Origin of the sequence: Mycoplasmopsis cynos (assembly GCF_900660545.1) — a bacterium.
Taxonomy (GTDB): Bacteria; Bacillota_I; Bacilli_A; order Mycoplasmatales; family Metamycoplasmataceae; genus Mycoplasmopsis; species Mycoplasmopsis cynos.
This window is the reverse complement of the sequence record NZ_LR214986.1, coordinates 956,218-980,481: the sequence shown is the minus strand read 5'-3', so window position 1 is coordinate 980,481 and position 24,264 is coordinate 956,218. Positions and strand designations below refer to the sequence as shown.

The following is a 24,264-nucleotide window of genomic DNA, read 5'->3' as shown; positions in this document are numbered from 1 at the left end:
AAAAAATGTGAAACTTATTTAAAGAAGTTTGAAGATCTTTATCTAAAAATAAGATTACTGTTACCGGCCTGACTATATTAGTTTTTCTAACTTCAGGTGTTTTTACAGTGTTGCATGATACAGCAAAAGCAATGAAAAAACAATATGATAGATATAAGGATGTTTCTAGACCACACGATTTAACTGTGGATTTAAATTTACCAATTAGCGGATCAGCATATAATAATGGATATTTTATAAATGGTTTAAGCAAAGAAGGAGCCAGTTTAAGCGCTAATGAGAAAGCTAAAAACTATCTTAATAATGCGCAAGAAGATTATTATGATAAACCATTAAAATATTATCCAAAAAATCATATTCAAACAACAGAAGTTATTAATTTTAGTAAAGTTAGTGATAACTATTTTTTATTATCTAATTTTATAAATGATAGTTCATATGTAAATAAATATATTTCAAGAAATGATTTTTTAAGTTTTTATAATTCATACGCTCCTGAAGAATTAAAAAACAATATAAATGATGATAGTCAAAAAAATGATAATAAGAAAAAACCAGAATCATTATTTAAGTTAGATTTTTCTAAACCACAAAAAACTTTTAAATTAAACCATAAAATTACTTTTAATGTTTATGTTAAAAATATTAATAATAATTTTGAACTAGATTCTGAAAATGTAAAACTTGACAAAAATGCAAAATATACTTTTGATAAACAATATAAATTAAGTGATATAAGTTATATAACTAGTAATGATGAGAAAAGTGTGAATATATCTCAATTATCTACTTTATTTATAAACTTTAAAACCCACCAAATGACTTTTGATTCAATTAAAGGTTCTGAATGAGAAAATATCGACGGAGCAATAAAGGTTTTCGGAGATGAGTTAGCCGGTCTTCTTGGTTTTAAAAGAATTAAAAATAGTGAGTTTGTTTATGAACTTGATAAAGGCAAATCTGCCATTCTTATAGATATAAAAAGTGATGATAAAGTTCCTAACTTTGTTGATAAGGTATTAAAAAATGAATTACCTTATAAAACATTATTTAATAATAGTGATAAATCAATAGAAAAGATTAATCATTTTACTTTTGAGGCAAATAAAGACTACAATATTCCAAAAGAATGAGCTTATAATAGAAAAAAGACAATAAGTTATGAGAGAAAACATTATAAAACTACATATGTTAATGAATACAAAAAAAGATGATCAGGTTCATTCAAGACTTTTATGGATAATTTAATATCCTTAAGCAAGGATAAGAAAATTCCAAAGGAATTTTCGGACTTTTCTTATTGAGAGAAAAATATTAAAACTGAATTAATTCCTTTTGTTGGGAATGAAATATCTTCAGAAGAAGATAAAAATATTATTACATTTGATGAAGTTAATAATGAAAAGCTATCATTTGCCCCTCTTAATGATCAACCCAAAAAAATTGACTATAATGCTTATAAATTTGATGGAACCAAAACTATTGCAGAAATAGAAAATATAAAAAAAACCGGTAACGATCAAAAAATTAAATATGAGGCTAATGAAGAAGAATACAAAAGAATATCAAATAAATCAATTGCTGCTGATACTTTTATCAAAATAAGAAACGGTGCACTTGCGATAACAAAACAAGATATTTATAAATATGTATTAGATAAGAAAATAAGTAAACAAAATATTGGAATTAGACAATCTATAACAATAGATTCATTTGATGATAATGATGGTAAGAAGGTTTATCATTTTGTTAATTTAGGTGATAAAGAAAGAAAAATTTCTGGTATTCAAAATAATATTAACAATTTGGTTAATGAAAATAAAAATAATTCATTAAATAGAAAAACACAAAACATTGCTGATTTTTTCAAGACAAAAGAAATTGATCCTTATATTTCTACTGTTATATTAAATAATGCAATTGCTAACATTTTGCCTTATCCTAACTATATTAAGCCTGACTATGATTTTCAAGAATTAGTGTTTACTAATCAATTAAATAATGATGTAACTGTTCAAAAAAGAGCAAAGATTTATAAATTGGCAAAATATATTGGAGAAAAAAATAGACAAGAAAAAGATTACAACATTTTTGCCAATATTGGAATTACATTTTTAAATGATAATGAATATTTAATTGTTGTACCTGAAACTGATAATCAAAATAATATCATTAGATGAAGAAATGCTAAAATAGATAACGCAACAAACGGAATAATTAAAAGAAATAATTTAAAAGACTATTTAACCAATAATAAATTAACTTTAAAAGCAAAAATAAACGAAAATGGTTTTGTTGAAAAAGTTCCAGATTTTACAAATTCAGTTTTTGTTCCATTTGGTTTTAGAGGACCAGATGTGGAAGTTGTAAACCAAGCTCTTAATGAAAATGTTTTAAATTTAGGAGTGGAAAGATTACAAAAAAACATTTTGAATTCAACATTTTATAGTGAAGGTTTTATTAAAGAGGATACGTGATTAGTGTTTGTAAAAGCACTTTTAACAACATTTAATAAAAACAATTTTGCTAAAGTTTTTTCAAGTGGATTAATTAATTTCAATGTTTTACCTAAAATTATTTTAGATGGAATTTATGAAATAACACATGATTCAAATGGTGATTATTTAAGAAAATTTTTAATTGAATTTATTGATAATATAATAAAAAAAGTTAATGAAAAAAATAATACAGAAGAGGAAAAAAGAAAATATATAGCTCAAAATATAGATAATCTTTTTAACTTTATTTCACTACTTTCTGGAAATAAAGCTTTAGATTTTGCATCAATATTTGAAGTCTTAAAAATATCAAAAGATGTTAATAAATTTTTATTAATTCTAAAAGATTTAATTAATTCAATAAACTATAGAAAAATAACTGATTATACAAATGAATTCTTTTTAACACAGCACAACAAGGTAAAAGTTATTAATGGTATCGAATACACAAGAAAATTAAGTGTTTATGATATTATGCTTGCTGTTTTAAGAGGAATTGAACAAAAAGAATTTAAAGAAGCTTTAATTAAATTATTAGATAATATTGATGTTTCTTATTTAAAAAACTTTTCTAACAAAAATAATCCAATCAATTTATTATTATCATTTCTTCCTGGACAAGCGAAGGATTTATTAGGTTCATTAAATGCATATAAAAATGATGATAAGAATGCTTACAAGAACATTTTAGATGGAGCTAAGTTTTTTATTAGAAATTTTGATTTTAATACATTTATTAATGTGTTGAATCAAAAAAAGAGCGAAAAAACATTTTCATATGAAGAAGAAGAATTTAATGCTATATTGAATTCATCAAATACTGTAAAAAGAAATTTACTTTTAACTTCATTAGATTTTGATGATATTATATTTGCATTTTTAAAAGGAAATTTCAATATACCTGGTTCGAATAAAAGAGTTAAAGAAGAACTTATAAAAATGTTTAATTTATCATCAAAAGGATCAAGCATTGAAATTGCTGAAAATAAGTTTTTAACAATTCCTACATCTGATAATGATAAAATTGGTTTTTTTGAGTTAATTAATTTATTGACAAATAAGTCGAATTCATTAAATAAAAAAGATATTAATTCTAAAAATGAAATACTTAAAAATAGCAGCAATGAGGTATTTTTAAGTATTGAGAACTTTATAAACTTTTTAGATAAGCAAACAGTTGATGTTGATGCCTCAAAATGAGTTTATGAATATCAACAAATCGCTTTAGCTTACTTTGGTTGAAATATTAAGCAAAACAATATAATAAAAATTTCAGATATTAAAGCTAAAGTTAAAGAATGAAAAGAAATTATAAATATATTTAAAAATGATAGTACAGAAATTGCTATTGATAATTTAAATAATTCTTTTGCACGTTTAAGTTTAGAATTAGACACATATAAAAACATAAATGTTTCAAGCATTTTTAATATAGTTTCGTCAAAATTACTTAGTCAATTATTAAAAAGTAATTATGGTAGTTACTCATACTTAAAAGATATTTTTCCAATTGTTAAAATATGATTTAAGATATTTGAAGATAATAAAATTTCATTTGATAAAGCAACATCATTTGCTAATGATTTCCTATCATTTGCTAATGATAAAGAAATTGTAGAATTATTTAATTCATTTGATTTATTTAAGCCATCTGCTCAAAACATAGTTGGATTTAATGAAACAGGATTTGGTATTTCAAGATCGCTAGCTAATCCAAGAGCAATGAGAAATCTGTTATTTGAAAAAGTTAAAGGAGAGTATAAAAATTTAAAACTAGCCGAACTAGCTAAAAAATATCCAGAATTTAAAAACTTTATAGAAGATAATAGTTTTATAATTACACAAACAATTTCATATATAGCAGCGTCATTGAAATTTAATCCACTTGATAATGAAGCGAAAACATATAAAGGCATTAAAATTAAGTATCCAAGTATTTTTAGTTTATATATTGATCAATTTATTAATAATTTTTTACAAAGAGACGTAATTAAAAATAATATTGATGCATTAAGAAAAATTTTATACAATGATTATGCAAATACTTCATTTGAAAGCATTGGAATTTCTGATGTTTTGGTTAATGGTATTTTGCGTAAATTATTTCCACAAGTGTTAATATGAACATTGGTTGATACAAATAACACAGGAAGTTCTTCTCAAAATAATTCAAACTTAGCTTATTTTATTCAAAATAAATTAATTAATTTTGAAGAATTTTTAAAAGATGAAAAATTAGTAAAAGAATTTGTGAAGAGTTTTACTAAAGAAAGTGTATATGTTCCCGTAGTTGAAAAAGATTTTGTCTATCGTGTCGCCATTGATAATGATATTTTTGTTAAATTAGAAGACGAATATAAAAAAGATAAAACCAATAAAAAATATAAGTTCTTTGATATTGATTTATACCAATTTTTTGATGCTGTTTTAAGCTCAATTACTGGATTAACTAAGTCAAATAATATTTTAAGATTTAATCAACCAGCTTCGTATATAGCAAAAGTAAATTATGCATTTTTAAAGAATAATAATAAAGAAATATATGAAGGAAGCATTCCTGAGAACCCGATCGAGTTAAATCAATTGTTATCAATTTTACCTGACAAATATACCTTGAATGTTAATGGTTCTAAATATATAATTGTTGGAGAAGATATTTCATTTGATTACTTTTATCCAATTTTAGATGAAAATAATTTACAAATAAATACCAAAGATCAAGCAATTGTTTATGTAAATGACAATGGTTTTGATAGAATCCGTCAAGCATTTAGAGGAACCGTTGTTAAAGAATATTTAACAATTAAATACGATGGTAAAGCTGATGAAAATTTAAACAATTTTAAAAATAATCTTGAAACATTCGTTCAAAGCAATATCGATGATGTTGCGAAATTACAAAGAACATACTTATATAACGAATTAGACCCTATTAACCCTGAAAGAAGTTTAAGAATTAGAACAATTGAGCAAATTATTGGTTCTGTTTCATATACATCTAATATTCTTTTAGCTATTTTAATATCTCTTGTTACTATTTCTGTAATATTTATTATTAAAAGATATATAGCAAATAAAAATAAAGTCATCGGTATTTTAATTGCTCAAGGTTATACACCATTGCAAATCGCAGCTTCATTATCTGTGTTCGCGATTTTTACCATTGTTATTGGTGATATTATCGGATATATTACTGGATTTATGTTGCAAGGTAAAGGAATAAGAATTTTAGAAAGTTATTGAACTGTTCCGATAGAAACATTGTCATTTAACCCAATAACATTGATAATTAGCTTATTAATTCCTTTATTAACAATGACAATTTTAATCATTTTTATTGCTTTAAGATCATTGAGATATAAAGCAATTGATTTAATGTCTGGTATTGTTGATGTTAATGTAAATGAACTTCATAATAAGTATCAAAAAACATTTAGTAAATTTAATATAAAAACAAAGTTTGGCGCATCATTAATATTTAATAGTTTTTGAAAATTAACTTCATTTGCTATTTCAGTAATATTAGCAAGTATCACAACAATAATTGGATTTGGTACATTCGGTGTGTTTGAAAAATCTATTAATGAAACATATGTAAATAGAAAATATAATTATAAATTTGACTTAGTTTCTCCAACGAAAGAGGGTGGTTTATATAATCCATTTACGATTGATGATTTAGATAGAACACTCTATGTTCCAATTGGAAAAATTACAGAATTGAATCAATATCAATCTGACTATTTTGCAGCAGGTAAGTCAAGCGCTGTGAATGTTGAAAATAAGAATGGAATTCCATCTGAATTTGATGGCCATGTTATAACACAATTTTCAGTTAATATTAAGATTGATTCAAGTGTTTCAGTTGATCCCTTTGAAATAATTTATAATTCTCTGCCTGATACTCAAAAGGCAAGAATCCTTCAATTAAGAGACAAAGTGGGATACGCCTTAACAAAATCTCAAAAAAACCTTGTGTTTAAGAAAATAAAGAATAAAGAAGGTAAATTAGTTGATTCTAATGTTATTGATATTAATGAAACTGTAAAAAATAAGGTCTATGAATTTTTCCAATATGTTCCAAATAAAGATAATATTATTAATGGGAAATTCTTCTATTTAAAATGAGATAACATTCAAAAAACATACAACCACAAAGTTATATCAACTAATCAATACCGTGATGAATATCGTAAATTTCTTGTAGCAGGATACAAATGAATAGAAAAACACACAGATGTTAGAGATTATTTCGTTTCATTTAATGGAATTATTCTAAATCCAGATACTAATGAAACTTATACATATCTTGATTCTTCATACCAAAAGCAAGATATTAGATTATATGGATATAAAAGTAATTCGAAACAAATTAAAATAGTTAGTTCAAATAATGAAAATCTTTTATATAAAATAGAAGATGAATTTAAACGTAATGGATCATCAATTGATAAACCAATTCCTTTAATTATTAATAATGTTTCTAAGAACAAGTTTAATTTGAAATATGGTGATCAAATTAAGTTGAAAATAACTAACAAAATCGATAGATTTACAAAGAAAATAAAAGATAGAATCGATGGTAAGAAAACTAAAAAACCAACTTTAAAGGATGAACCGTCTGAAAAAGAGTATACATTTTATGTTTATGAATACAACCCAACTTTTATAAACAATGAATTTATTATTCCTAAATTAGCAGCAGATAAAATTCTTGGCTTTGATGAGTTAATTAACAAAAAGCTAGCTAAAATTAATGATAATAAGGATAATAAAAATAAACCAAATCTACCTAAAAACTTTAATGAAGAAAATTATAAATTCAATGGTATTTTTTCAACTGATAAATTACCAGTTCAACTAATCTTATCAACTTCTTTATATACACCTTCTGGTTATTCAGGAAGTATAGATAGTTTTAATATTGAGAACTTAAGTTCAAAAGATAAAAAAGATTTCTTTGATGGATTATTTGGTTCAAAAACAACAAATCCTAATTCAAGTGAAGGAATTTTAGCTAGATTAGGATATAGTGATAATCAAATTGGTAAATTCTTAAGTGAAAACTTTGATCCAAAAAGAGATGATTATAAAAAGTTTTATGAAGAAGCAAAAAACAATCCTGATATTTACATAAAAGCATTTGCAGAAGTTTTTGATGGTAAATTATTTATACCAAGTGCATACACATTAGAATCAAAAGATATTGAAATCGGATTTACCTTATCAATTGCAAAGACAGTGCAGATTATAGTTACAATAGTTACAATACTTTGTTTTGCAATTGCTATAATTATTCTTGTTATTATTTCAACAATATTAATAAATGAAAACGAAAGAAACATAGCAATTTGAAGTATTCTAGGTTATTCAAATAAAGAAAAAATCTTAATATTTTTCGGAATATATATTCCATTTATTATAGTTTCATTAATATTTGCATTTCCATTGGCATTTGGATTTATGAGTATTTTCAGTTCATTCTTAACTATATCTGCATCTATCTCAATTCCATTATCAATTTCAGTGTTTAATGTGCTAGCGACTGTATCTGTTGTATTTGGTGTATTCTTGATTACATCATTATTATCATGATACGGTATAAATAAAGTAAAGGCAATAGATTTATTGAAAGGTAAATAATATGAAAAAGTTTTTTACAAAAGCGTTTTGATCAAAATTTAAAAAACTAAGTTCTAATAAAGATAATGATTTGCATCAAAAAGAAACTCAAAACGATGAGGGGAATGTTGTTTTAAGCAAGAAAACATCAGGTGTAAAAATAACCAAAAAAAATGTTTTTGATGTTTTAGATGAAGAAGGTGGATTAGAGATTGTAGTAGATAGATATATTGCTAAAAAATTACATAATGCTGCAAAAAGAAAAAGATATAAGGATGAATTTATTAGCCTTAAAAATTCAAATAAAAATATTATTGAAGTGCAAAATGTGAGTAAATATTATTTGTCAGGTAATTCTGTTACAAAAGTTCTTAGAAATGTTTCAGCAGAAATAAAACAAGGCGAATTTGTTATGATTTTTGGTAAGTCTGGATCAGGAAAAAGTACTTTATTAAACCTTATCAGTGGACTTGACAGACCTTCAAAAGGAAACGTTGTTGTTTGTGACACTAATTTACCTTATTTAAGTGATTGACAACTTACCTTATTTAGAAGAAAGCATGTTAGTTTTATATTTCAAAATTATAATTTATTACAAAATTTATCAGGATATGATAACGTTCAAACTGGTGCATATCTACAAAAAGATAAAAATAAGAAATTAGATATTCATGAGTTATTTTCTGAATTTGGTATGGATGATGTTAAGAATAAGTATCCATCTCAAATGTCAGGAGGACAACAACAAAGAATCTCGATTTTGAGAGCGCTAGCTAAGAATTCATCAATAATTTTCGCTGATGAGCCTACTGCAGCTCTTGATGAGCAAACAACACAATTAGTACTTAATTATTTATTTGAAATTAATAGAAAATATAAAACAACAATTGTCATGGTTACCCATAACCCACACATTGCTAATATTGCTTCAAAAATAATAACTGTTAAAAATGGAAAAATAAAAAGTGTTGTAGAAAATAAGTTTCCTAAACACCCTAAAGATTTGGAATGAAAAGAATAATAAATGAAAATCACGTGTAATTAAGCGCGTGATTTTCATTAATAAAATTTTAATCATATTAATTATTTTAAAAAATTCTTTTCAAGATATCTTGCTAAACCTGAGTTATTACATTCATGTTCTGTGATATCATCAGCCATTTGTTTTAATTCTTCAACCGAATTAGCCATAGCTATTAATTTTCCAATTTTGCCCTTTGCTGATGAGTCGTTCATTGAATCACCAAAGTGAATTGCTTCACTTGGATCAATGCCTTTTGATAAGCAAAAATCAACCTCTGCACTGCCTTTTGAAACATTAGCGGCAGTGATTTCCAAAACATTATTTGATCCACTTAATGAAACTTCTAACTTGCCTTCAAACATTTTTCCTCATTTCTCAGCAAGCTTTTTGATTTTTGTTTTTGATAAACTTCAAATTAAGGCTTTATAAACATCAAAATCATTTTTATATTCATTATATTTTTTGGCTGATTTTTTTCCAAATCCCATTAGGAGTTTGTAAAATCAGTTTTTAACAAAAGCATAGTATTTAACATTTGAGTTATAAACAACAAAACATTTATTCTTTCTAATTTCATTAAATAATTCTTGCGAAATATCTTTATCAATTATATGTTTCTTAACAACAACGCCATTTTCAACAGTTTGAGCACCATTTCAAGCAATATATGTTTCACTACCTAATTTTCTTACAATATTTAATGTTTTATCATTAACCCCTCTACCTGTTGAGACAACTACTGGTATTTGACTTTGTAGTCTATTAATAACACTTTTTGTGTATTCGGTCGGCTCTTTTTCTCAGAACTTTTCACCTGGCCCATCAAGTGTAGTGCCGTCTAGATCTATAAAAATTATTTTAGGTTTTTTCATAGAATTATTATACTCTAAAAATAAAATCAAACATTAAAAAACACACAATGGTTGATAAATTTAACCATATGTGTGTTTTTTAAATATCATTTAAAATCTTCTTAATAAACCTCGCGATAGTATCAGAGTTATGATGATTAATTATTTCTTTCGCTGCAAGCATAGCTTCATCTGTAGCATTCCCCATAGCTACGCCATAACCTACACCTTTTAGCATATCAACATCATTGCCGCTATCACCGAATGCATACATATTCTTAAGTTTAACATTTATTTTTTTAGAAAGATGTTTTAAGGCATTTAGTTTTGAAACATCTTTAGGATTAATATCAGTGTAAACTGAATTTGTTAGAAAGACATCACAATTGTAATTTTTTAATTCTTCTCTAAGTTCATCAGTAACTTCTCTTGCAATAGGAAGATCATTTCTTAAAGCCATTTGAGTTAAAATTGAATTTGGATTATAAACTATTTGACGCATTTTTTCTTCACTACCAATCTTTTTCACATCGGTATCCATAATTAAGAACTTTTTAAGTCACTCAGGAACTTGATTATTTGGGAAAATTGTTTGATCTTCTTTAATAGCATCAACACGAAGAATAGATTGAAATTTAATGAATTTTTCATAAACAATTTCGAAGATTTTTGGATCTAATGTACCTAATAATTCATAATTTTTAGTTTTAACATTATAAATTAAAGTCCCATTAGAACAAATTATATAATCAATATGATCAATAGCTCTATTTTCAAGCAGCGGTAGAATACTAATTAGACCTCTACCGGTAGCGATAATGTTTATATGTTTTAATTCTCTTAGTTTCTTTAGTGCTTCAATAGTATTTGGATGTGCTCTATTTTGCGATGTTAATAACGTTCCGTCTAGATCAAAAACAAATGCTCTTTTCATTATTTAATAACCTTCATTCCGCCCATATAAGGAATTAACACTTCTGGAATAGTTATTGTTCCATCTTCGTTTTGATATATTTCCAATAATGCAGCAATTACCCTATCAACCGCTAGACCTGATCCATTCATAGTGTGTGCATATTTGGTTTCGCCATTTGAATCTTTATATCTTATCATTGCTCTTCTTGATTGAAAATCACCCATATAACTAACACTTGAAGTTTCTCTAAAACGTTGTTCAGACGGTAATCAAAGCTCTAAATCAATTGTAGTTCTTGCTGAAAAACCTAAATCACCAGTACATAATTGCACTGAACGATAAGGTATTTGAAGTTTTTCTAAAACTTCCTTAGCATCATTTAGCATTAAACGAAATTCTGACATTGCTGTTTCTTCATTTGTTATTTTTACTAATTCTATTTTCTTAAATTGATGTTGACGAATCAAACCCCTTGTATCTTTACCAGAACTACCAGCTTCTGATCTGAAACATTCTGTATATGCAGTCGCCTTAAAAGGTTTTGATAAGTCAATAATTTCATTGTTATGAATATTTGTTAAAGTAACTTCGGCGGTAGGAATTAAATATTGATTTGAATTTTCTAATTTATACAAATCATCTTTAAATTTAGGTAATTGTCCAGTACCAAACAAAATATTTTCATTTACAATAACTGGTGTACAAAATTCTTGATATCCTTTTTCATGATGTAAGTCCAACATAAAATTAATTAATGCTCTTACTAATTTAGCACCTGTGTTTTTATATATCACATAACGTGAACCTGATAGTTTAACCGCCCTATCAATATCGATCATATCAAGTCTTTTAGCTATTTCATAATGTGGAAGTACATTTTTAACTAATCCTCTTCCAATGCTATCATTCATTTCTAAAACAACATTTTGGTCTTCATTTTCACCGATTGGTACATTATCTAGTGGTAAATTAGGTATTATAACCAAAAGATCATTAATTTTTTTATTTAATGTTTCTACATCAGCTGCTAATTTTGTTTCAGCTGCTTTTACTTGATCGATTTCATTTTTAAGATTAATTAAGGCTCTTGGTTCATTTTTGTAATGAGCAAATAATTTAGAAAGTCTTGTTAGTTCACTTTTTTTAGATTGAGCATCAAACATTAACCGACCACGGTTTTGAGCTTTTTCAAACAACTCATTAACTATGTCTATATCAAAACCTCGATTAGAGAGTGATTTTCTAACATATTCCTGATTCATTAAAACGAATTTTAAATCTAACATTTTAACTCCTATTCTTTACTTTTTAAATTATACAATATTAATGCATTTTATTTGATTTAATATTATAAAATAAATTTCTACTTAAACTAAAAATGCATATTTTAAATAAAAAACGGACATATTAATATGATTTATAAAAATATAATTCTGTTGTATAATATTAAAGCACTTATAAGAAAAAAACTTAATAAAATCAGGAGGAACAATGAGTAAAAGAACATATCAACCAAACAAACGAAAACATGCAAAAATTCATGGTTTCAGAGCGAGAATGAAAACTGCAAATGGTAGAAAAGTATTAGCTGCAAGAAGAGCAAAAGGAAGAAAAAGACTTACTGTTTCTGATAAATAATTATTATGCAAAAACAATTTCGACTTAAAAAGAATTGAGACTTTCAAAAAGTTATTGATAATAAAAAATATGTCGCAAATAAATATTTAATTATCTATTTTTTAGAATCTAATGAATTTAAAATTGGAATTACTATTCCTAAGAAATTTGAAAACTCAGTTGGTCGCAATTATAACAAACGGCAAATAAAAGCAATTTTAAATCAAATGGATATATTAGGATATAAATATCATTTTGTTTTTATAGCCCGCAAAGAGTTTTGTCAGGCTTCATTTAAAGAGAAAGAAGAGGCTGTAGCACAACTTTTTGAGAAATTTAGGATTTATGCAAAAAAAAGAATTATTTAACTATTTTAAGAATAATGCAAATGATCCAGGAGAAAAAAGAAAAGATGTTTTTAAAAAAACATGAAAGATAATAAAAATTCTTCTATATTTAATTGCATTTTCAATAACATTAACAGGGTGTGTCCAATCATTTGTAATAAAAACATCATCAAATGTTGGTAATAGTCTCGAATTTTATAGAAAAGAAGAGGAAATAGCACCTAAAGTAAGTACTTTTAAACCTGAAAAAATAAAAAATAATATTAATTTTTATAAAAATAATGGAACTATCGACAATAAAAAACAAATTAAATTATCAGTTGATGTATTAAAACTTAGTGCTGATGATAATATTTTGATTGACAATAAAGAAATATTATCAAAGCTGAGAAATCAAGTTATTGCCCATGGTGGGCAATATGGTCAGTCAGGTTCATTTTCATCCGCAATTAATTTAAATATTTCTAATGAGAAATTAAAATCATTAAAATATAATGAGAATGGAAAACAAAATAAATATAATATTGTAGAAAAAAATGGAAAATTATTATTTAGAAATGAATCTGAAAAACAATATTCTTATGTAAATGACGTTGAGAAATCAGAAATAATTATTTTATCTTATGTACCTAATGCAACAAATAATTTTATTAGTTTGAAAACTCATATTGAAAAAACAATAGGTGCATCAGGCAAAGAACAACAAACAACTGTTGCAGATGTAGATAACGATGGGAAATATACTGTTTCATTTATTACTGGATTGCAAAAAATTGGTTTTGTTCCAAAAAATAAACTAACTAATATTGATTTAAATAATAAAGATTCAATAAATTTACTTAATAGAGCATTTTCAAGAGATATATTACATACTTTTTATGAATATTCATTTGGAAAGGAAAGTGAATTTATTAAAAGATTAAATAATATTACTGGTGGTTCATTTGAATCTTTTGGCGATTATTTAAAAAAGAAAGTTAGTGAAATCAAAGATCGAAGTACAAAAATATCAAATAATAATACTCATGAATTATTTAAAGTATCCCAAGAAGAGTATGCATTAATTGGTATTTATCAAAACTTAATGATTTCATGAATTACCGAATTAGGATTAGCTCCTAATAGAAATGCAGATGCTAATGCTACAAAAGGTTGAGATGATATTTCAACTTCAGAAAATAAATATGATTTAAACAAAAATATTTCATTAGAAGAATATGTTGAAAATCATAATGAAAAAGTAAAAACCAACAAGTTTTATACAAATATTTCTTTCGCTGGTGATTATGCTCAAAAACCTATTACAACATGAGGTCAAGCATGAGGATATGGACCATTTTATGGTTTATTAGTTTATCCATTATCGGTAATTGTTCAATCATTAAGACAAGCAATGCCAGAATTAAATGGATGAGGAACAATCTTCGCTATTTTAATTGCTGTTATATTTACTCGTTTAATTGTTTTAGCATTGTCTTTTAAATCAACTGTAATGCAATCAGTCCAAGAAGGTTTAAGAAGTAAAAAAGCAGCAATAGAAGCAAAATATATTGGTTTAGAAAATAATAAACAGATGAAAATAAAGAAAAACCAAGAGATTCAAGCTTTATATAGTAAATATAATATAAATCCAATGGATCAATTTGCTAATATTTTACTTTCAATGCCTATATTCTTTGCGATGTGGAGAGTTATTCAAAGTATCCCTGAAATTAAGCAAACTTTTTGATTAGGAATTAACTTCTCATCAGTTTCATGACAGAAGGTAACTAGTGGTGAATTTGTTTATCTATGAATTTTAATAGTTACCATTCTAGTTCAATTATTATCACAACTATTACCGCAACTACTTAACCGTAAAAAGAATAATAGAACAATGTCTATTAGCGAAAAGCAAGCACTTAAAAAATCAGAGAGAACTCAAAAAATAATGATGATAATCTTTACTGGTATTACGGTATTATTTAGTGCTGGTGTTCAAGTATATTGATTATTTGGTGGATTATGACAAATTGGTCAAGTACTAGCTATGCATAAACTTAAAAAGACCAAATGATTTAAAAATAAATATTCCAAAAAATTATTAAAAAACTAGGGTAACCCTAGTTTTTTAATAAAAATGAATAAAAAATTTTTATTAATTTTTATTAATAGTCCTTATTTATAGGCCTAAAAGTATTAAAAAAAATTTTTACATATTTTATTTTTATACTATAATATTAATCAGTGGTCATAGCAAGAGGGATCACCTGATACCATTCCGAACTCAGTAGTTAAGCCTCTTTACGCCGAAAATAGCCGAAAGGTGAAAATAGGGAACCGCTGTTTTTTTATTCATTTTTTAAATAATCAATGTAAGGAAAAGAAGAATTGTTAATATTAATTACTGAGTAATAAGAAGGATTAATGTTGGTAACTTTTTTGAGTTTTAAACTTGAAGTTTGTTGATCAAAATAAATAAGAATTAATAAATCAGGATCATTTGAGTACAATTTATTCAATGTTGAAAAAAAATTACTTTCAATATTTTTGTTAATGTTCTTTCATTTTCAATAATTAAATTTTTTTCATGATGATTTGATTAAAATATTAAGATAGATTTTTGAACCTTTGTACTCAATATAAGGAAGTGGATTTTCAGCTGCGAACTCTTTTTTATTAAAATTAACATTCTCTTCAATAAATAACAAGGTTGTTAATGTTTCTAAACTAATAGCTACTTCATACGGCGCGCTTGCTGTTTTAGTTTTTAACAAACTTTTTAACGTTCCTGCAAATAAACTATAGACAAAATTGTTTTTTCTAGCAAGGTTGTCAAAGTATAATAATGTCTCTAAAAAATTGCTTTCATTCATTCTATAATTATATAAAATTATTAAGTAAAATTAATGCACATTTTTTGGTATAATTAATTAAAAATTGTAATTTTATGTAATTATATTTTTAATGCTTTAAGGAGGAAAAATGGCGAAGAAACAAAAATCATTTTTCGAACGTTTGTCAGAGTTGAATGATAATTTTGAAGAGAAAAATAAAAAGGTAACTAGAAAGACAAAAAGAAATTGGATCAACTGAGGTATTTTAGGAACTCTTGCAGTTTGTTTAATTTCTGGTATTTCTATTCCTTTAGCAATTAATACTACAAAAATAAATTACATCCAGCCTAAAAAAGATGCTGAGACAGCATTTACTTTTAATAATTTAAAAAATATATCAATAGGTGATTTTTCAAAATTGCTTAAAAACGATAAAACCAATTACAATGAAAAGTTTGATGATATATATAAAAAAGCTATATTTTATATGTATGAAAAAGAATATTTAGCTTCAAAACAATACCAAGAAATTTACAATGGTTCATTAAATAATAATGAAGGTATAAATCTGTCACTTGAACTTAAATCTCTTGATGTAATTAAAAACGAGCAAAAAAATAAATTGGAAGATCAAAAGAACAACCTTAAATCAACATTTGGTTTTTCAACTTGAGAAAATGTTTTTAAAGAGAGATTATTGTCTGAAGAATACGGTAAAAGTTCTACTGAAGATCAAGCTATTGAATATTTAACTTTTAAAGAAATAGAAGGTGTAGCTTTAAGAAGTCTAGAAATTGAAGTTAAAACAGTTGATGTTGACTTTTTAGAAAGAACTGCTAAAAAAGATATTTATGAAATAGATGTTAATAATTCCCCTAAAAGAGATGCTAAAGGTCAAGCAAAAATAATGTTTAAAAAAGGTCAAAGAGTTTTTCCTCATTTTGTAAAAGACAAAAATTATTTTGTTCTCGATAATGATCCTAAAAAAGCTATTGTTATTATGACTAAATCATTTATTCCAGAGTTAGTTAGTGCTGATAAAATAATAGAAACTTATTTTAATAATCATTCAGTTAATATTCCTACATCAATTTTATTACCTGGTGTTATAAATTCAAATTTAAGATTTGCATTTAGTTTTAAAGATGGTGATGCAAAGAAAAAATACATTAATAATTTTAAATATTCAGTGATAAAAGGACAAGACAACACTATTGAAATAAAAAGAAATATTGATATTTTAAAATCATTCAATAAGCCTGAAGATTATGCGATTTTTAAAGATGAATCAAAAGATAAAAACAAGTTAAAAGAGTTTAATGATAAAAGGTCGGTATATGAACAATATCTAAATGCTTTAACTTTAACAAAAGGTGATACATTAGGATTTTTAGGTGTCTCAACAACTAGCGAATTAATTAATAATAATATCGATTTAGCTTTTGGATCATTTGCTAACGAACTTTTAAAATCAGCTGACTCAACCTTTAAAGAAATTAATCTTGATGATTTATTTAAAATGCCAACTGGATTAAACACAAATGCAGAATCTGAAATAAAAAAATTGGTTGATGAAGCAGAAAAAGTTCAGATGGACTCTAAAATTACAGATATAAATCAAAAATTTAATACTGCTTCTGACAAAATTCAACAAGTTAATGAAATTATTGATAAATATTTTTCTGAATTATCTGAAGATCAATTTAATAAAGTTATTTTAGATAATTACAATTCTCATTTAATAATTAATGCAAATAATAAACAATATAGTTCAATAGTTTATAAAGTTAAAGATAAAAATGATCTGTTATTAATTGTAACTCCAACTGGATTATCTTTATTTTCAAACAAAAAAGTTTTAACATTAGAAGAATTTAAAAAACTTATAACAAGTGACTTAAAAAATATGGCAAAAGGAAACAAAACATATTTTGATTTAGCTAATAAAATAAGTGATAAAAATAATAAAGAGCAACTTGTTATCAGTTTATTAGAAGATCAACCATTTAAAAATTGATTATTGACTCAGAAGAAAGATAATAAAACTGTTTATACATTAAGTGAATTGGATAAAAGTTTAAGCAAAATAAAAACAGTTAAAAAAGGAAAGCAAATAAGTTCAGAAATTTCTTTATATGACAGAGTAGAAAAATATATTAATTCAAAAGTGAATACATTGAATAATATTAATTTCTCTAACTTAAATGGACAAGTAAAAATAAACTACTTAAAAAATGGAAATAACAATGATTTTACTATTACTCAAAGTGATAAAAATGCTTATGATTTGGTAAATGCATATTTAAATAACACATTGAAAAAAGGAGAAAAATAATGAGAATTTTTAAGAAATTTTTAGCGTTTGCTCCTATTTTAGTCTTTCCTACTGTTGCGATTGCCTGTGGTAGAGAAGTAAATTCTAATGAAAAGATCACTCAGGACCAATTATTCTCTAGCACTAATGTTAAAAATGTTGTGGAATCATTATGACTTGATAATACGTTAAAAAACCTTTATTCAATAGGAAAAAGTGATGACATTATTAAAAATAGAAAATTCCAAGATGATGCATTTGGTGCTTATAAAACATTTGTCCAAATCGAACTGCAAAAAGATTCAAAATATTTGGCTAAAGAAATTTCAAAATTATTATCTGAAGGATTAATTAGTGACGCTCAATTTAAAGAATTAGAATCTATTACATTAAAAGTTAATCCAGATATTAAATTAAATCAATTTTTAACTTTATACAATTTGAAAGAATCTGGTGTTAAATTAAGTGTAAATAAATTGTTATTAATTTATAAGTACTTTACTCTTTCTAAGGAAGATGATATTAAAAAAGTATACAATTCAGCCTTTCAAAGTAGAAAAGACGATTATGTATTGCAAAATTTTATTTTAATCGATTACTTGGTTAATAAGAAAATTGCACAAGTCTGAAAATATGAAAGTACTAATGATAATGATATATTTACTTTATCAGTTAAAACAATTAGTAATATAGATGATTACAATAAAATAACTCAAAAAATATTTGATGTTAAAAAAATAGCAACAAAAGATGTTTTATTTTCAAAAAATGAATTTGAAGCTACATTGGGTGGATATAAGGGAATAGAAACTACATCACTAAGTTTTGATTATTCATTAAACGCACTTAAAGAAAATACTAGTGATACAATATTAAGTGGTTTTTATGACTTTAATAATAACAAATTAGTAAAAGTTAATAGTGACAAAACACTTGCTCAAGCAATATCAGTGGCTCCAGAAGGTAATAAAATTAATATTACTTATTTAAATAGATTAGTGCCAATTGGAAAAAGTTTTCAAATAGATAATCCTAATACAAAAGAAAAAACAAAGAACCCTAAAATAACTGTTAAGAAATTAACATTAGAAAATACTTATTTTTCTTCTAATTTATTAAAATTAATAGTTGCGTTGTCTCAAAATGACAATAACTTATACACCTTAGCAACAGAGGCGTTTGTTAATTTGGGAAATAAAATCACTCTTAAAGTAGATGACCCAAATCTTAAAAAAGCACTTGAAGGATTAAAGTATGTCGGATAGTATTTTTACAAAAATTATAAAAAGACAAGCACCTGCAGATATTATTTATGAGGATGATAAAGTTATTTCAATATACGATATAAAACCAAATCAACCTGGGCACTTTTTAATTATTCCTAAAAGTCCAGAAACTAATATTTTAGAAAACTCAGAAGAAGATTTTTTATATGCAATGAAAATTGCAAGAAAACTTGCTGCTGAGTACATAAAAAAGAATAATTGTAGTGGTTTTAAATTAGTAATAAATACTGGACAAACAGCCGGACAAGTAGTTTTTCATACTCATATTCATATTATTCCTTATAAATAAGTATATATAATAGAATACATAAGGATCATATTTACGTTATAAATATAAAAAGTAGGAGAAATATTTAGAATTCGTCTAAATATTTCTCCTACTTTAAAATTATTTGAGCACAATTTAATGAGTGAACTTAAAAATGCAAATATTTTTAACATTCTATAGTTTTATAAAGCGCTTCAAAAATAAAAGCACTAAAATTGCTTTTTTCTTTTTTATTTAGATGAATTTATAGAATATTTTTGTTTTTAAGTCTATATTATAGTCTTAAAAAAAATAAAATATGATACACTAGGATATGTTGTTATGTTATAATTTTAAAGCTATTTATATATAGCCTTCATTGTTTAAATATTAATAATCAATCATAGAAAGGAAATGATAATGCCAACAACAAATCAATTGGTTAATAATGGACGTAGTTCAAAAATTAAAAAGCAAAATGCTCCTGCTTTATCATTGAGCTACAATTCATTAATTAAAAAATCTAAGAAAATGGCTTCACCATTTAAACGTGGTGTATGTACTCGTGTCGCAACAATGACACCTAAAAAACCTAACTCAGCATTACGTAAATATGCTCGTGTTAAGTTATCAAACACAATGGAAGTTACAGCATATATTCCAGGAGAAGGACACAATCTTCAAGAACACTCAGTTGTTTTAATTCGTGGAGGACGTGTTAAGGATTTACCTGGGGTTAGATATCATATAGTTCGTGGAACACAAGATGCAGCAGGAGTTGCAAAACGTAACCAAGGACGTAGCTTATATGGAACAAAGAGAGCTAAAAGCTAATAAGCATAATTAAAATTAATTAAATAGGAGGACAATATGTCAAGAAAGAAAAGTGCACCTATCCGTGAAGTACTTGCAGATCCAGTTTTTAACTCAGTTGTAGTTACAAAATTAATTAACCAAATTATGCTTGACGGAAAAAAATCAATTGCACAAGATATTTTATATTCAGCTTTTGAAATTATTAAAGAAAAAACAAATAAAGAACCGATGGAAGTGTTTTTAGCGGCTGTTGAAAACATTACTCCGCAATTAGAAATTCGTACCAGAAGAATTGGAGGAACAAACTACCAAGTTCCTACAGAAGTTCCTGTGCGAAGAAAGCAAACATTAGCACTTAGATGATTAGTGCAATATGCTAGACTAAGAAACGAAAAAACTATGGACGTTCGTTTAGCAAATGAAATTATTGATGCATCAAATAAAACAGGTGGAGCTATTAAAAAACGTGAAGATACACATAAAATGGCTGAAGCAAACCGTGCATTCGCGCACTTCAGATGATAGTGTTTATTTAATAGTTAATTATTTATGGCTAGAGATTACGAGTTAAAAGATTACCGTAACATCGGTATTATGGCCCACATTGATGCAGGAAAAACAACAACAACAGAAAGAATTTTATTCCATACAGGAAAAATTCATAAAATAGGTGAAACACATGATGGTGTTTCACAAATGGACTGAATGGAGCAAGAAAAAGAAAGAGGTATTACAATTACTTCTGCAGCGACAACAGCATTTTGAAAAGGTAAAAGAATTAATATTATCGATACACCAGGACACGTTGACTTTACTGTCGAAGTTGAGCGTTCATTACGTGTATTAGATGGTGCAGTAGCTGTTTTAGATGCTCAATCAGGTGTAGAACCACAAACAGAGACTGTTTGAAGACAAGCAACAAATTATAAAGTTCCAAGAATTGTTTATGTTAATAAAATGGATAAAGCCGGTGCTGATTTTGCAGCTTCAGTTGCTTCAGTTAAACAAAGACTTGGAGGTAATGCAGTTGCCATTCAATGACCAATAGGAGCTGAATCTGACTTTAAAGGATTAGTTGATTTAGTTACTTTACAAGCATATACTTATAATGGTGAACCACAAGAAGAAGAGTTTCCAACCGAAATTCCAGAGGATTTAAAAGATATAGTTCAAATTAAACGTCAAGAATTATTAGAAGCTGTTGCTTCATTTGATGATGAATTAATGATGGATGTTTTAGATGGTAAAGATGTTGATGTAAATGTGTTTAAAGATGCAATAAGAAAAGCAACTTTAACATCTGAATTTTTCCCTGTAGTATGTGGAACATCATTTAAAAATAAAGGTGTTAAGAAAATGATTGATGCAGTAGTTGATTATTTACCTTCACCAATTGATATTCCTGCTATTAAAGCACACAATAATGAAGAAATTATTAATGTTGAAGCTACTGATAACGGTGATTTTGCTGCTTTAGCATTTAAAGTAATGAACGATCCATTTGTTGGTTCATTAACATTTTTCCGTGTATATCGTGGTGTTTTAAATAAGGGAAGTTATGTATATAATTCAACAAAAGGCGAAAAAGAACGTATCGGGCGTATTCTTCAAATGCACGCAAATAGTCGTGTAGAAATTGATGAATGTCGTGCTGGTGATATAGCTGCTGCTGTTGGATTGAAATATACAACAACAGGTGATACATTAGTTGATGAAAAATCAGCAAAAATCGTCTTAGAAAAAATGGTGTTCCCTGAACCAGTTATTTCGCAAGCTCTTGAACCAGAATCAAAAGCCGCAACTGAAAAATTATCATTAGGTCTTCAAAAATTAGCAGCAGAAGATCCAACTTTTAGAACATATACAGATGATGAAACCGGACAAACAATTATCGCTGGAATGGGTGAATTACATCTTGATATTATAGTTGATCGTTTAAGACGTGAGTTTGGTGTTCAAGCAAAAGTTGGTGCACCTCAAGTTTCATACCGTGAAACAATTACAAAAGAAGCAGAGGTTGAAGGTAAACATATCAAACAATCTGGTGGTAAAGGACAATACGGACACGTATGAATCAAATTTGAACCTAATCCAGATGGTGGATTTGAATTTGTTGACAAAATTGTTGGTGGTAAGATTCCTAAAGAATACATCAAGTCAATTCAAAAAGGTCTTGAAGAAAAAATGGCAGCTGGTATTTTAGCTGGATATCAAATGATTGATATTAAAGCTACATTGTTTGATGGTTCATACCATGATGTCGATTCATCAGAATTAGCTTATAAAATTGCAGCATCTAAGGCATTGACAAAAGCAAAAGATAAAATTGGTACTGTTTTATTAGAACCAATTATGGATGTTTCTGTAGTTGTTCCTTCTGAACATATGGGTGATGTTATTGGTGATTTATCACGTCGTAGAGGACTTGTTAATGATCAAGAACAAAGAAACGATGGAGCTGTGGTAGTTAGAGCTCAAGTTCCATTATCAGAAATGTTTGGTTATTCAACTGAACTTAGATCTATGACAAGCGGTCGTGGAACATATCAAATGCAATTTGATCACTATGAAAAAACACCAAAAAACATTTCTGATGAAATTGTTAAACGTAGAAATATTCAATCTAAAGATGATGAGTAGTATTTAAACAATATTCAACTTAATAATTAACAAACTTTTTATAAATAAGTTTGTTTTTTATATGATTTTTTTCTTTTTTTTATAAAATAATATTAACAATTTTGAGGTTTAACATGAAAAAAAAGAAAAATTATTATTTAGTTCTCATCATAATGTTCATAACATTAGGTGCAATTGGATATGGTGGATATGTAGCATACAATAAAATAGTTAATGCAAGTGAAACAAAACAGGATAATAATTCAACCACTAATATTAAAAATCAATCACAAAACACTTTACCTGAACTTGATTTAGCAACATGAAATATTCAAAATTTTGGTTCATCAAGCCCCAAAGAAGGCACTAAAGTTCAAGCAGTAGCTGAATTAATTTCTAATCAAGATCTAAAGTTTGTTTCAGTACAAGAAGTAAGTTATGAAAATTGATCAGCAATAGAAAAAGTTATTAGAGTATTAAAAGAAAGATATAATAAAAACTACTCATTTGCTAAAAGTCCATTGAAATTATTTTCAACATCTAGACCAAAATCAAAAGAATCTTATGCAATAATTTATGATCCTACTATCTTTGAAGAAATAGATAATAAAGGACTTGATAAGTTTGAAGGTAAAGATATAGAATTTACAAGACCGCTTTGAATCAGTCACTGAGGCGTTAGAAATTCAAGTACTAAATTTTGGATAATTAATGGCCATTTAGATAGTCCATCAAATAATAAAAAAGAAAAAGAAAAAGCAAATCCAACTATTAATGGATATAAATGAACGCAACAGGGCGAACAGGAAGTAAAAGAATTTTTAGATATTAAAAACGCATTTGAATCCATTAAAAAAAATTATGATAATTCTCAAATAGATGAAGCAATTATTTTTAATGGTGATACAAATATTAAAAAAGAACATTTTAATTATGCAAATAAGTATTATGAGGATCTTGGCTATGAAACAGGATACCATAAACAAGGGAATTTAACTGAACATTTTTTAACATCAATGTCAAAAAATGGATATGTTAATCCTTATGATAAATTCATTATTTTTGACCCGAATAATTCTGTTGATCAAGTCGAGCCAAATAAATATAAATTTGACCTTTATAATGTATTTAAAAATAATGTACTTGATAGACAAAAATATTTATCAATATTTTCAAAAGAAAAAGGTAAAGAATCATTAAAAAATATCAAAGATAATGATATTGTTAAAAAGATATCAGATCATACTTTTGCTAAGATTAAGTTAAAAGTTCATAAATAACTCATTTAATG

At 26.0% G+C, this 24,264-nt stretch carries 16 protein-coding genes and 1 rRNA gene; 13 read left to right on the top strand and 4 right to left on the bottom strand.

What is annotated here, in order from left to right:
- The first annotated feature begins 5 nt into the window (after nucleotides 1-5).
- On the top strand, nucleotides 6-8,141 hold the full coding sequence (locus EXC48_RS04365; protein ID WP_129721043.1) for an ABC transporter permease: 8,136 nt from the start codon (nucleotides 6-8) through the stop codon (nucleotides 8,139-8,141).
- A gap of 1 nt (nucleotide 8,142) precedes the next feature.
- Nucleotides 8,143-9,141, top strand: coding sequence for an ABC transporter ATP-binding protein (locus EXC48_RS04360; protein WP_015287728.1), 999 nt, complete (start codon nucleotides 8,143-8,145; stop codon nucleotides 9,139-9,141).
- 62 nt (nucleotides 9,142-9,203) lie between these two features.
- Here the strand turns inward: EXC48_RS04360 and EXC48_RS04355 are convergent, their stop codons facing one another.
- The 3 genes from EXC48_RS04355 to serS all read right to left on the bottom strand — a co-directional run bounded on the left by EXC48_RS04355 (nucleotide 9,204) and on the right by serS (nucleotide 12,197).
- On the bottom strand, nucleotides 9,204-10,016 hold the full coding sequence (locus EXC48_RS04355) for an HAD-IIB family hydrolase (protein ID WP_129721041.1): 813 nt from the start codon (nucleotides 10,014-10,016) through the stop codon (nucleotides 9,204-9,206).
- Nucleotides 10,017-10,095: 79 nt separating this feature from the next.
- Entirely contained in the window at nucleotides 10,096-10,929 is an 834-nt protein-coding gene (locus EXC48_RS04350; RefSeq protein ID WP_015287726.1) for an HAD family hydrolase, read from the bottom strand.
- Entirely contained in the window at nucleotides 10,929-12,197 is a 1,269-nt protein-coding gene (serS, locus tag EXC48_RS04345; RefSeq protein ID WP_015287725.1) for a serine--tRNA ligase, read from the bottom strand. The genes EXC48_RS04350 and serS overlap by 1 nt, the downstream gene beginning before the upstream one ends.
- Before the next feature lie 205 nt (nucleotides 12,198-12,402).
- Between serS and rpmH the strand changes: the two genes are divergently transcribed.
- The 4 genes from rpmH to rrf all read left to right on the top strand — a co-directional run bounded on the left by rpmH (nucleotide 12,403) and on the right by rrf (nucleotide 15,203).
- Nucleotides 12,403-12,549 carry a 50S ribosomal protein L34 gene (rpmH, locus tag EXC48_RS04340; protein ID WP_015287724.1) on the top strand — a complete coding sequence of 49 codons (147 nt, stop codon included), beginning with the start codon at nucleotides 12,403-12,405 and terminating at the stop codon, nucleotides 12,547-12,549.
- Between the two features lie 5 nt (nucleotides 12,550-12,554).
- Nucleotides 12,555-12,896: a ribonuclease P protein component gene (gene rnpA / locus EXC48_RS04335; RefSeq protein ID WP_015287723.1), complete on the top strand. Its 342-nt coding sequence runs from the start codon at nucleotides 12,555-12,557 to the stop codon at nucleotides 12,894-12,896.
- On the top strand, nucleotides 12,874-14,970 hold the full coding sequence (gene yidC / locus EXC48_RS04330; protein ID WP_129721039.1) for a membrane protein insertase YidC: 2,097 nt from the start codon (nucleotides 12,874-12,876) through the stop codon (nucleotides 14,968-14,970). The genes rnpA and yidC overlap by 23 nt, the downstream gene beginning before the upstream one ends.
- Before the next feature lie 127 nt (nucleotides 14,971-15,097).
- Nucleotides 15,098-15,203 (top strand): 5S ribosomal RNA (rrf, locus tag EXC48_RS04325).
- 2 nt (nucleotides 15,204-15,205) lie between these two features.
- Here rrf and EXC48_RS04320 read toward each other — a convergent pair.
- A complete protein-coding gene (locus EXC48_RS04320; RefSeq protein ID WP_015287721.1) occupies nucleotides 15,206-15,730 on the bottom strand; it encodes a hypothetical protein in 525 nt (174 codons plus the stop codon).
- Between the two features lie 109 nt (nucleotides 15,731-15,839).
- On the opposite strand from EXC48_RS04320, the gene EXC48_RS04315 reads away from it, so the two are divergent.
- The 7 genes from EXC48_RS04315 to EXC48_RS04285 all read left to right on the top strand — a co-directional run bounded on the left by EXC48_RS04315 (nucleotide 15,840) and on the right by EXC48_RS04285 (nucleotide 24,253).
- Entirely contained in the window at nucleotides 15,840-18,026 is a 2,187-nt protein-coding gene (locus EXC48_RS04315) for a HinT-interacting membrane complex protein P80 (protein WP_129721037.1), read from the top strand.
- Nucleotides 18,026-19,270: a HinT-interacting membrane complex lipoprotein P60 gene (locus EXC48_RS04310; RefSeq protein WP_129721035.1), complete on the top strand. Its 1,245-nt coding sequence runs from the start codon at nucleotides 18,026-18,028 to the stop codon at nucleotides 19,268-19,270. The genes EXC48_RS04315 and EXC48_RS04310 overlap by 1 nt, the downstream gene beginning before the upstream one ends.
- Nucleotides 19,260-19,580 (top strand): histidine triad protein HinT, encoded by a 321-nt coding sequence (gene hinT / locus EXC48_RS04305; protein WP_015287718.1) that lies wholly within the window; start codon nucleotides 19,260-19,262, stop codon nucleotides 19,578-19,580. Before EXC48_RS04310 ends, hinT begins: the two co-directional genes overlap by 11 nt.
- 378 nt (nucleotides 19,581-19,958) lie before the next feature.
- Complete coding sequence (gene rpsL, locus EXC48_RS04300) at nucleotides 19,959-20,372, top strand: 30S ribosomal protein S12 (RefSeq protein ID WP_041593834.1); 414 nt, start codon at nucleotides 19,959-19,961, stop codon at nucleotides 20,370-20,372.
- A 36-nt stretch (nucleotides 20,373-20,408) separates the two neighbouring features.
- On the top strand, nucleotides 20,409-20,879 hold the full coding sequence (rpsG, locus tag EXC48_RS04295) for a 30S ribosomal protein S7 (RefSeq protein ID WP_129721034.1): 471 nt from the start codon (nucleotides 20,409-20,411) through the stop codon (nucleotides 20,877-20,879).
- A 24-nt stretch (nucleotides 20,880-20,903) separates the two neighbouring features.
- Nucleotides 20,904-22,994, top strand: a complete 2,091-nt coding sequence (gene fusA / locus EXC48_RS04290; protein ID WP_015287714.1) for an elongation factor G — start codon at nucleotides 20,904-20,906, stop codon at nucleotides 22,992-22,994.
- A gap of 113 nt (nucleotides 22,995-23,107) precedes the next feature.
- Entirely contained in the window at nucleotides 23,108-24,253 is a 1,146-nt protein-coding gene (locus EXC48_RS04285; protein WP_129721032.1) for an MnuA family membrane nuclease, read from the top strand.
- The last annotated feature ends 11 nt before the right edge of the window (nucleotides 24,254-24,264 follow it).